General features: G+C 26.3%; 10 protein-coding genes. 2 read left to right on the plus strand and 8 right to left on the minus strand.

All coding sequences use genetic code 11. The features are described from left to right. Positions 1–19 precede the first annotated feature (19 nt). Positions 20–832: a PTS mannose/fructose/sorbose/N-acetylgalactosamine transporter subunit IIC gene (locus tag H9660_RS11275; RefSeq protein WP_191750480.1), complete on the plus strand. Its 813-nt coding sequence runs from the start codon at positions 20–22 to the stop codon at positions 830–832. After that, positions 822–1649 (plus strand): PTS system mannose/fructose/sorbose family transporter subunit IID, encoded by an 828-nt coding sequence (locus H9660_RS11280; protein WP_191750489.1) that lies wholly within the window; start codon positions 822–824, stop codon positions 1647–1649. Before H9660_RS11275 ends, H9660_RS11280 begins: the two co-directional genes overlap by 11 nt. Before the next feature lie 196 nt (positions 1650–1845). On the opposite strand, the gene H9660_RS11285 is transcribed toward H9660_RS11280, so the two are convergent. From H9660_RS11285 to H9660_RS11320, 8 genes are all read right to left on the minus strand, one after another. After that, positions 1846–2388, minus strand: coding sequence for a hypothetical protein (locus tag H9660_RS11285; protein ID WP_191750481.1), 543 nt, complete (start codon positions 2386–2388; stop codon positions 1846–1848). Positions 2389–2542: 154 nt separating this feature from the next. After that, positions 2543–3484: a DNA-3-methyladenine glycosylase family protein gene (locus H9660_RS11290; RefSeq protein ID WP_191750482.1), complete on the minus strand. Its 942-nt coding sequence runs from the start codon at positions 3482–3484 to the stop codon at positions 2543–2545. A 111-nt stretch (positions 3485–3595) separates the two neighbouring features. Next, positions 3596–4990 (minus strand): glycosyltransferase family 2 protein, encoded by a 1395-nt coding sequence (locus tag H9660_RS11295; protein ID WP_191750483.1) that lies wholly within the window; start codon positions 4988–4990, stop codon positions 3596–3598. Between the two features lie 3 nt (positions 4991–4993). Next, positions 4994–6076 (minus strand): hypothetical protein, encoded by a 1083-nt coding sequence (locus H9660_RS11300; protein ID WP_191750484.1) that lies wholly within the window; start codon positions 6074–6076, stop codon positions 4994–4996. A gap of 3 nt (positions 6077–6079) precedes the next feature. After that, the gene (locus H9660_RS11305) at positions 6080–8194 is read right to left on the minus strand and encodes a hypothetical protein (RefSeq protein WP_191750485.1); all 2115 of its coding nucleotides are present in this window, start codon (positions 8192–8194) and stop codon (positions 6080–6082) included. A gap of 15 nt (positions 8195–8209) precedes the next feature. Next, positions 8210–9685, minus strand: a complete 1476-nt coding sequence (locus H9660_RS11310) for a CotH kinase family protein (RefSeq protein WP_207729463.1) — start codon at positions 9683–9685, stop codon at positions 8210–8212. Between the two features lie 5 nt (positions 9686–9690). Continuing rightward, entirely contained in the window at positions 9691–10368 is a 678-nt protein-coding gene (locus H9660_RS11315) for a DUF4956 domain-containing protein (RefSeq protein WP_191750487.1), read from the minus strand. 12 nt (positions 10369–10380) lie between these two features. Beyond that, a complete protein-coding gene (locus H9660_RS11320; protein ID WP_191750488.1) occupies positions 10381–11076 on the minus strand; it encodes a polyphosphate polymerase domain-containing protein in 696 nt (231 codons plus the stop codon). Positions 11077–11287 lie beyond the last annotated feature (211 nt).

Genomic DNA, 11287 nt, shown 5'->3' on the forward strand with positions numbered 1-11287 from the left:
AATATGGGAGGGATGCCAAATGGATTTTAACATTATTCAAATTCTATTGGTTGCAGTATTTGCATTTATTGCAGCTATTGACCAATATAATTTCTTAGAGTCATTATATCAACCAATCGTATCCGGTGCTGTTATTGGTGCGATTCTTGGAGATTTACAAACTGGACTTATTGTAGGTGGTACTTATCAATTAATGACAATCGGTAACATGCCTGTAGGTGGAGCTCAACCTCCAAATGCTGTTATCGGAGGTATAATGGCAGTAGTATTTGCTATTGCTTCTAAATTAGATGCTGGTGCTGCTGTTGGACTAGCTGTTCCATTCGCATTAATAGGACAATATTGTGTTACTTTCTTATTTACAATTATGTCTCCATTAATGTCAAAGGCAGACAAATATGCTGAGAAAGCAGATGTAAAAGGTATTGTAAAACTTAACTATGGTGCAATGGCTGCTTTAGGTTTATTCTTTACAATCGTAGTTGTTATAGGTTTAATTGGAGGTAGTGTTGTAGGTGATAAATTAGCAGCTCTATCAACACAATTTGCTTGGTTTATGAATGGACTTAGTGCTGCTGGAAAAATGATGCGCTATGTTGGATTTGCAATTTTATTACGTATTATGTTATCAAAGGATTTATGGGGAATTTATTTTGGAGGCTTTGCCCTTGCAACTATTATAGGAAAGATCGAAGGTTTAGCTGGTTCAGCATTATTATTAATTGCACTTATTGGAATTGCAGTATGTATTTACGACTTCCAAACTAATGTAAAAATGAAATCTGCTGGAGCATATATAGGAGTAGGAGGAGATGACGAAGATGGGATCTAATACAACATTATATAATGATTTAACTCCTGCCAAACAACTTGACAAAAAGACTTTAAACAAAATGGTTTGGCGTTCATTATTCTTACAAGCTTCATTTAACTATGAAAGAATGCAAGCTGCTGGATGGTTATATGGAATATTACCAGGACTTGAAAAAATTCATACTGATAAAGATGATCTTTCAAAGTCTATGAAACACAACTTAGAATTCTTTAATACTCACCCATTCCTTGTAACTTTTGTTATGGGTATAATATTATCATTAGAGCAACAAAAAGCTGATACTAATACTATTCGTGCTGTTCGTGTTGCTGCAATGGGTCCTTTAGGCGGAATTGGAGATGCTATTTTCTGGTTTACTTTAGTTCCAATTACTGCTGGTATTACTGCTAATATGGCTATTAATGGCTCTTTAGCTGGTCCAATACTATTCTTATTGATATTTAATGCTGTTCAATTCTTAATTAGATATTGGTTAATGCATTGGTCATATAACTTAGGTTCAAAGGCTATTGATATATTAACTCAAAATGCCAAAGAATTTACACGTTCAGCTTCTATGCTAGGAGTATTTATAGTTGGAGCTCTTACTTCAAACTATGGTGCTACAACATTAGCTATTGAAATAGAAAATGGTGAAACTCCAATTAATATTCAAAATATATTAGATGGTGTTCTTCCTCAAATGCTTCCTCTTCTAATAACATTAATGTTATTCTACTTAATTAAGAAGAGAAAATGGACTCCTGTTCAATGTATAGGATTATTACTTGTAATAGGAATAGTTGGCGGATTCTTTAATATATTTGCTGCTTAAAAAAAGAGATAAACATTGTATTCCTTGCTCCGTCGCATGCGATCCAAGTCACCGTCATACAATGTTTATCTCTTTACAAACTGAATGAAGGGAATTATAAAAATATTATTTACATGATAAAATCTCTATAATTTCCTAAATAATTAAAACATCCCAGTAAGACAATGATTCTTACTGGGATTAATTATTTTCTTTTTTAAATTATTCTTTTAAATAATGTTCCATAAAATATTATGCTAGTTAATGACATTAAAATTATAATTAATAAATTAGTTTCACTTAATATAAATTCAGTAATTAAACTATATAATAAACCACTTATTAAAAAATTTAAAATATAGTTCCAGTAAAAAAAACCTTTTTGATTTCCATTAAGTATTTCTTTCATTTCTTTTTCTGTTAAGGTTCTCCCCCCATACTCTTTACAAACATTATTATGACTAATTCTCTTAATTATTATTCTACTTATATAATCTCCTAATAGTACTATAATAACACCATATATAGAAATTATTAATATATCTAAAAAGACTTCATTGATCTTTAAGCTTTTCAATATAATTTCAAAAATCACAAATAAAATACATCCACTTAACAATACTTTAGGTATTATGCTCACAGTATTTATAAATGTTATCTTCATTTTATTAATTAAATTTTTATTATTTTGCCATGTAATTATTGATACTACTATACCCAATAAAATTAAAATTATTACTACATTTATTAAATATTTCATACTAAATCTCAATCCCCCCACTATATTATACCATTATTGTAAATATATCTAAAGTAAAAAAAGAGATAAACATTATATTCTTTGCTCCGTCGCATGCGCTCTAAGGCAACCTCATACAATGTTTATCTCTTTGCAAACTGAAGGAAGGAAATTATTAAACTTCTATCTTATTCTCTCTAGCATAATAGAAAAGATATTGTTGTGCCATTCCAGATAAAGCTCCAAACTTATCTCTAGCAAACACTCTCATTTTATTTAATGATAAATCTGGTGCTACATAAAAATGTATCATAGCTCTCTTAACCCATACGTCTACTGGAAATGCTGAATGCTTTGTCATTGAAAATAACATTATACAATCAGCTACCTTTGCTCCAACTCCCATAAATTTTTGAAGAGCTATATGACATTCATCATCATTTAAACTTTTTATGTACTCTAAATCAAAATCTAATATTTCTGGTCTCTCGTTATACTTAGTTGGATTATTTATCATATCTTCTTTAACTTCTAAAGCTTCATTTACATTTCTTATAGTATCAACAATATACTTACTTCTAAATGATGCTCCAGTTGCTTGTATTTCTTCTAAAGTAGCTCCTTTAATGTCTTTTGGAGTTGGGAATGTATAATATTCTTCACCCTTATATTCTATTTTTTGTCCAAATGCTTCACAAATCTTTTTAACAGTTTTCTTTATTGAAGGAATACTGTTTCTTGCAGATATTATAAAGCTTATTAACATTTCAAAAGGATCTTGATTTAATATTCTAATACCATACCCAAATTCAACACTTTTTCTTAATATTTCATCTTTAGATAATACTTCTTTAATTTCATCATAGTTTCTTTCTAAATCAAAATAATTTAACCAAATATTCTTGAAATCTTCTTCATTAGAATTATAAATCACTACTTCATCATCATTTTGAAGTACTTCTATTACTCTTCCATAAGCAACTAGTATATAATTTGTATCACTTATCTTATCCCATCTAAAGCATTGTCCACACTCTAGTATTTGTTTTATATTAAAATTTCTTACTCCTTCTATAATAACTTTATCTTCTTCAAACTTAACATTTCTAAAGTCCATTTCTTCACCTCTTATTTATAGTTAGTATTTATTCCTAATATTAACAAAGTATATTTTAATTTTCAACCTAGGAAGAAATATATTAATACTTTCATTTTAATAAATACTATTTTATATTTTTTCTCTTTTTATAGATCCCCACTTTAATTTACTTTTTCTATACCCTTTAAATGCAGTTATCCTAGTAAATGAAAGAATAAAATGAAAGAATATAGATTCTATAATACAAATTAATACAGCTTTTAATATATCTTTTTTACCAATATTTATATGTTGAGTATAAATCCTTTGAAAAAATGCTGTAATTGTTAAAATACCCCCAAACATTGTATATAATAAATAAAAGAAAATCATATATTTAAAATTAAGTTCTCCATACCAACTTGCAAATATAATTGCTAGAACTCCTATAACCTCTATAAAAGGAGATAAAAATTCATATACTAAATAATATATATATGATATAAATCCAATTAATCCAAAGTTTATGTTCAAAAATATTCTTTTATATTTTATTAAACTTTGAAATAGACCTAAATGCCATCGTCTTCTTTGTGTAAATAAATCTTTAAATGAACTTGGTGCCTGAGACCAACATATAGCATTAGGCTCATATCTAATTTCATAAGGTATTTTATTATTTCTACAAAACGTATGAAGTTTTACAACTAATTCCATATCTTCACCTAAGGTATCTGTATCATATCCGCCTACGTTAATAACAATGTCCTTTTTAAAAAGTCCAACTGCTCCTGATATTATAAGATTCCCATTAAAATGATCATTCATTATTCTAGATGCTAAAAATGACCTTTCATACTCCATAACTTGCATTGCAACAATTAGATTAGAAGGAAATAAATAATTTACTATCTCACCATCTTTAACTTCTACACATTGAGCCACTCTTACAAGTCCACCTACTGCTACCACTTTATCACTCTCTAATACTGGTTGTATTATTTTTTCTAAAGTGTCCTTTTGAAGTAATGAATCTGCATCCAATCCTAAAAAATATGGATATCTAGATGCACAAATCCCCATATTTAAGGCATCTCCTTTTCCTCCATTCTCTTTATCTATAAGAGTTATTGTTACTCCTTCCCTATTTGTCTTACCTTCATAAATTGACTTAATAGGCTTACATTTTAATCTAAGATGAATAGGTCTCTTTGTCTCTTTTAATTTAAAATGATCAATTAAGACTTTTGCTGTATCATCCCTACTCCCATCATTCACCACAATAATCTCATAAATTTTATAATTTAAATTTATAAGTGAATTAATAGAATCTATTATTGTAACTTCTTCATTATATGCTGGAACTATTATACTGATTGGAAAATAATAATCGTGTTTTAATTCATTATGAATTTTATTCATAGTATTTTTTTTATCTAAATATATACCTCCAATTACTACAGATAAAAATAAATACGTTGAATAACCAATTAAATAAACAGTAAAAAATATAGCTATATACTCTAAAAGATTTTCTTGCCACATATATTACTTATCTCCTTTTTCTAATTGATATATTAAAATATCTCTTGCATATTTATCATTTCCATTTAAAATTTCATCGATATTTTCTTTTAATGGATTTAAAGCTAAAAATGAAACACAAGAATTATTACGTATATACCAATTAGAGTTGGTCATACCTTTTTTTAAAGCTTCAACAGTTCTTTCCGAAGGATAATTCCCTAGTGTTGTTGCTATTACTATAAGGAGGTTACTATCAACATTTTTTTTAGTTTCAAATAAATCTAATAAGTAATCTAAAATTTTATTATACTTCACTTTACCAAAATACCTAATTAAATCTATCTTAATTTCTATATGTAAATTTTCATTTTTCAGAGCCTGATAAAATTCTTCTTTAAAATCACTACCTATTACTCTAATAAATTTTATTATAGATTTAACATACGGTATCATCCACTGATTTCTATATTCCCACAATTCCTTTGCTAACTCTAATTTATCCCCTTTATATTCTAATAATCCATCACTTATTAATTTTTCATTATGTGATATTTTTTTAAAGTTTAATATGTTTAACGTCTTTATAAGACTATCTTTATGTCCTAATCTTATAAATGCCTTTAATGTATTTTCAACTAAATAAACAGAAGGTTTTTCTAAAAAATTAATTATTTTAGTATCTAGCTTTCTATTATTCTCTTTCTCTATATTAAGTTCTCCTATTATATAAGCAAATAAAGCCTTTTCCATATCAGATTTCTTATTATAAAAAATAGATAAGTCTAAAAAAACATCATATATAAAATCCTTATATATTTTAAAATCCTCTGTTTCTTTTTTTAACATAATAGCATCATGAAATGCTAATAAATTATTAATATTTTTTAGTTCTTTAACTATTTTTTTATAATATTTCCTATCAATATTTTCTCTTCTCTTTAATAATATTATGTCATTATCATATTCTTTAATATATTTATTTACTAGAAATTTATGTACTTCATTTTCTCTATTTTTCGAGAATATATATTTTATATTATAAAATATTAATGCTATTGATATAAATGAGTAAAGATATAATACATATTCTACTTTAAAATCCACAAATTATATCCCTCCCCAATATTCTTTTATTATTTCATAAGATTGTTTTAAACGCTCAGTTACCTCAACCTTTTTCCAACTTTTTAATTTATATTCTCCTAAGCTTATACTTTCATTAGGTAATCCTACTCCAGCATAAATACTCTTTATCCTTAACGGCACTACACCATAGTTTTCATAATAATCATCATGTATCTGTTTCTTTGATGGATTATAAAAGTTAAGTAACTGCCATGGAATTCTTATTTCTACAAAATTCTCTCCATAATAAAAATCACTTAGAGAATTATAATTTTCTGAATCTGGAGTGCTATTTCCATATATTAATTTTCCAGTATCATAAACATTATTGTAAATAATCTCCTTTATAGGTACTCCATTAACATCATACTTAATTGAATCTTTTTCTAATACTCTATCATTTTTTAATATTGTTTGTATTATACTAAAATCAGAAGCATCTTTTTCCGGTATATTAACAAAAGGATCTTCTCCAGTTATATTACTTAAATAATTCTCTCTTAATGAATTATAATAATCTTGTACTAAAATTTTACTATCTTCTTTCCCATTTATATCTATAATAAAATCAATATTTCTATCAAACTTCATATATTTATCATCATAACTTAAACTTCCACTCTTTGGAGTTATATCTATTGGAATTATTAAATTTTCACTTTGATTTACTCCATATATCATAAAATATAGATATTTAGCATCACTTTTCATAAAAATACTTAATCTATCATTTGTGCTAATTAAATCTTCACTACTCCACTCTGATCTATCCCCATCTACATTACATTCAGAATCTTTTATATCAAAACTCATTAATCCATAGCCATGATTTTCCGTCTGAATATCTCCCCACATATGAGAATTATTTACATCTACCGAATAACTTGTATTCCATGATCTAGTGCTCCAATTATCACTCCAAGAATCTATTATTCCTCCAGAACATCCTGATAATATAATATCTTTATATGTACTTACTAAAAGTTCACCTTGTTGTTTTTCTGTTAATGGTCCTCCATTATCATTAGAATCTATTCCTCTAGAAGTTGAATATCCATACTCTGATATTATAACTGGCATAGGATGATAACTATTTAATAATTTTAAATAATTTTCTTTAATATCTGGATAGTCTTTAAAATTAGACTCTACTTTACTTTTTTCATTAATAGAAAAGTAATCATAATAGTTACTCACAACATCTCCCAATCCATATGACGCAAAATATCCTGATTTTAGATTTTCTGTAGCCTTAATATTATTTAAATCTAGCGATACAATCTTAGATAATTGTCCTGCATAATATTCATCATACTCAAATGGATCCGTATTTGAACTATTTGCAAATGATATTAATGATTGATGATTATATCTTTTTGTTTCATAGTCTATTATTTCATCCATTTGCTTAGCCAATAAACTTTCAAATGCATTAGCCTCTTCCGTAGTTTCAAAATATTTCCCATTAAATCCAGCATCCTCTTTATTATTGGTATATGCTATTGTATAACTATTCCATTCTTCACCAATAATATAACCTATAAGCCACTTTGAAACATCTTTTTTATAACTTCCAAATCCATAACCTTTATTTAAAATTATTGTTTTCCTACCATGTACAGCATCTACTGTTGTTTTTGACCTTTCTCGTAGCATTTTTATATAATTTTTATCATAAGCATCTTTACTATTATTATTTATATAATCTGTTAATGAAATCCCTTGAATAATATATATTGGAGTTGGATTATTTATATTAAATTCATATAATGCATCATAAAAATCAGAATCCAATATTCCCTCCAATCTTATTGTATTTGCTCCCATTTCATAAATTTGCTTTATCCACGTTAAATAATCTTCTTTATCTGGAGAGTACTGTCTTATTTCTGAATTAGGATAATTAGAATTCAAAGTAATTCCCTTTATAGTAAATTTATTATTATTGTATTGTATCTCTTTATTATTACAAGTAAATAAAACTTCTAATTCATCTTTATTAAAAATATTTGTGTACCATCCCTTTTCGAAAATAAAATAATTATAACTAAGTATAAAAATAATTAAAATAGATACTATCGCTAAGAATTTTTTCATATCTTTTCCCTTCTCTTAATCCAATAAATCTCTATTTTTAGAATCTTGACAATATTGATATAACGTATCTATATTGTCATCTAACCATCTTCCCCTTTTGACTATTTCATCTTTTAATTGCTTTATAGCCTCATCGTAGCTTACTATATTTCTTGATTCTGGATAAAGTTTTTCTTTTGCACTTAATTTAGATGAATCAAAACTAAATCCCCAAACATCAAAGTTCCTATTTATGGCCTCTCCTAGATAATCTCTCACACTATCAATATAATTCAACAAATACTCTTCATTTAATATTGTTTTTCTTAACTCTTTATATCTATTAACCACTCTATCTACAAAATCTTTATCTTTCAACAACTGCGAATACCATACTCTATCAGCACATTGTATTTTTTCACTATCCAGTTCTGTAAAGTAATTATTTAATGAATTATTATAGTCCCAAACAGGTCCCATAACTATTTTTCCACCCTTCTCCTTATATAAATATGTAGAGCGATATCCAGTATCATTTATTTCCATAAACTCTTGAAATATATAATAATTAACGAAGGAGTCTACATCAATATAATTTTTATATCCCTTCTTAGGATCATTAAAGTCATAGGAATATAACGCTCTTTCAAATTCACTAAAATCTGATTCTATGTATGCTTTAACCTCATCATTAATCATACTTCTACTTGGATATATTATTTTTAGTCCACTTCCACTTTCAGTTATATATGAATACTCGCTAAATGTTGATATATTTTTTATATCTTCCTCATTATCATCTAAACATACAATATATCCAAATTCATTTATTCTAGGGTCATATTTGCTTATATTAACTCTATTTTTTGAACGTGAAATAGATTCACATAATATGTATAATCCTTGGTATTCATCATTTAAATAAAGCTCACAAAACCTTACATTAGGAGCATATCCCATAATCATTCCTGCTAAATTATATGCCATATAATTTCTCATTAAAGTTTTATCTAAAAAGGGGCCATTTAATACCCATTCATTATCCTTTGCCATACCAAGCATTTTTTCATCTACGTTATTCCCTTCTTCATCAACTAATTTTAATAAATATCCCTTTTTTGAAAAATAGATAGATGAATTTCCTCTATACCTAAGAAGAACAGAGCTTTTAAAATCTGCCTTATTCTCAATAGTATTTATTTCACCATTATCATAAACCTCTATTTCTCCTAAAGTCATTTTATTTCCTTGACTATCTAAAGTTTTCATTAATTTATTACCATTAGAATCTAATAAAACTTCACCTGGAATATTTTCTTCATCAACTTTTATTGATAAAATAGGCAAATGTGTTTTTATATTATTACTTTCGTCATTTACATACTCAATTTTACTCTCTTCTATATGTTGTTGATAACGAAAGTTTTTTTCTTTCTTATCAAAGTTATAAAATAATATAGCTGATATACACATAAATATAATTATAAAAAACATAACTATTTTTTTATTCAAATTTATCACCCACTGATTTCATCACTTTGCGTAACTATATTGACATAATTAACATTACCTAACTTATATATCTTTTTAACTATACTTTCTTCCTCTAATAATGTTTTTTCATATTCTTTTCTTGTTACTTCAAATATTTCTTCCACAGTATCTTTTGTTGTATTTTTCACTCTTTGTATAGCCTTACCATTGAAGCTTTTAAATATAATTCCTTCAATTTCTTTTTCTAGACTTAAATTAGCTGATACAACTACTAATATTCTATTTTCATTTTTAACTTTTCCAAATAAAATTAATACTACAAATACTATACTACTCCCTATAGTTGCTACTAAATAATCTCCAACACCACAGCATATTCCTATAACAACTGCCCAAAAAATATACATGGCATCCCTGGAGTCCTTGATTGCTGTACGAAAACGAACTATTGAAAGTGCACCAACCATACCTAATGATAGAGCAACATTATTTCCTATTACAGTCATAACAGTTGCTGTTAGAATAGTTAACACAACTAGTGATAAATTAAATTTTTTACTATATATTGTTCCTTCATGAGTATACCAATACGAAATATAAATAGATAAAGAAATAACTGTTGCTGCTAAAATCTGTGAAAAAATATCATTATAACTTAATGTTCCACTTTGATTTAAAAATTCTAATAATGTTTCTTTCATAAATTTTTCTCCTTAAAATAAATAATGTTTACTTATTGTTCTTCCTAAGCAATATTTACTTACTGATAATTCACTTTTGCTACATTCATTTAATAAATCTTTTATATAGCTTAAGAGAAATCCATTATATTTTACTTCTAACACAACAAAAAAAGTATTCATCATTAAATTTTGATTTAAGCTCTCATCAAAAATATTAAAATTACTTTCAGTTGCCCTAATATTATGATCAAATGTTATTCTTATTTTATTTTCCTTTACTACAAAAGCTTTTCTTTTATATTCAATAACTGCTTTAGGTTTATAACAATACATATTCATTAAACAATAGCATTCATATGCAAAGCTCTCATTATACTTCAATAAAACAGAATAATTTCCATTAATCATCTGAAAAGCATCCTCTTTACTTAATTTTAAAGATCTCTTTTTTTGGAATTCTCCTTGCTTTTGTTTTATTTCTAAAACTGCAAAATCACTATTTGCACCATAATTTCTAAGCCTTATTTTTCTTCTCATCTCAAGACCTTGATCTTTATTTTCATAATCAGTATCATCTATTGTATCAAAATATAAGGACCTTACTATATATCCATCTCCGTTACTATTGCTATCTAATTTTAAAATCTTTTCTAATTTATTTTTTATTCTATAATATTCATCTAATGTTATTAGAAACTTTTTTTCTTTTCTTAAAACCTCATTCAATTAATCCCCTCCTTATATTATATTTATACAACATTTAACTTATTCTATTATATATTATTTCTAATATTTAACTAAATTTCAACAATAAAATTCATTTTTTACATTTCAAATAAATTCTTCTATATCATTTAGATAATAAAAAAGTGTTAAAGTATCATATCCAGGTTCCGTCGCAAGCTCCAAGTCACCTTGCTATGATACTTTAACACTT

This window comes from Clostridium gallinarum (assembly GCF_014836325.1).
GTDB lineage: Bacteria > Bacillota > Clostridia > Clostridiales > Clostridiaceae > Clostridium > Clostridium gallinarum.

Coding starts and splice junctions, on each gene's coding strand:
- H9660_RS11275 (WP_191750480.1), top strand. CDS start 20: ATGGATTTTAACATTATTCAAATTCTATTGGTTGCAGTATTTGCATTT.
- H9660_RS11280 (WP_191750489.1), top strand. CDS start 822: ATGGGATCTAATACAACATTATATAATGATTTAACTCCTGCCAAACAA.
- H9660_RS11285 (WP_191750481.1), bottom strand. CDS start 2,388: ATGAAATATTTAATAAATGTAGTAATAATTTTAATTTTATTGGGTATA.
- H9660_RS11290 (WP_191750482.1), bottom strand. CDS start 3,484: ATGGACTTTAGAAATGTTAAGTTTGAAGAAGATAAAGTTATTATAGAA.
- H9660_RS11295 (WP_191750483.1), bottom strand. CDS start 4,990: ATGTGGCAAGAAAATCTTTTAGAGTATATAGCTATATTTTTTACTGTT.
- H9660_RS11305 (WP_191750485.1), bottom strand. CDS start 8,194: ATGAAAAAATTCTTAGCGATAGTATCTATTTTAATTATTTTTATACTT.
- H9660_RS11315 (WP_191750487.1), bottom strand. CDS start 10,368: ATGAAAGAAACATTATTAGAATTTTTAAATCAAAGTGGAACATTAAGT.